General features: G+C 33.2%; 1 protein-coding gene. It reads right to left on the minus strand.

All coding sequences use genetic code 11. The features are described 5' to 3' along the window. Nucleotides 1–695: hypothetical protein (locus AC2D8I_RS16320; protein WP_484707180.1), on the minus strand; the 695-nt coding region annotated here is incomplete at both ends.

The raw sequence follows: 695 nt of genomic DNA on the forward strand, positions 1-695 counted from the left end.
TATTGTTTTTCCATTCGATAAGATCATCGGTAGCAGCTCTACCATAAAAAACGGTTGGGATATTGGGGGTACGATAATAATCTTTATCATAGACCTGCATCTCAATATCTTTATCTTTTAAGCCTAGTGTTTTTAGATATAAATAGATGTCCTGTTGGTATCCTGCATGTTTTATTTTTTTCCCTTCAGCATTTAACCAATAGGTTTCAACGATTTCTGGAGCAGCTTCAATAAAATGTGAAGCTGTTATATTTTTTTCATCTGCTTTGATTGGATCGCCTAGTAGATATGCCTCTGTACATATTTTATAGGTGTCCATCCATTTAGAAAATTTTATTTGAAGATTGACTTCCTTTTTTTCTTTGTCAACTATGACTTGTGCATAATAGTAGCTGTTTTTAAAGATATTTTCTGTAAAATTCTCTCCATCTTGAGGAGTTAAAAAATCGGTTTTATAACCTGTAGACGCAGCATTTCCTTTTTGTACGATTTTTATTGCACCTCGTTTTTTGTGTGCTGTTTTAGCAGCTTTGCCTGTACCTAGTTCAAGTAACACATCTTTTTTGTTTTTGTCTTGTAACCAAAAGCAAAATTTAACCATGCAGAGATCTTTTTCTAGGGTGTCTTCGTGTTTTTCGTCTAGTTTTACTGTATAGGTAATAAGATCGTCTGGCTTAATGATTTTAGCATCAGTT

The sequence above is a fragment of the Lacinutrix sp. YIN62 genome (assembly GCF_057219185.1).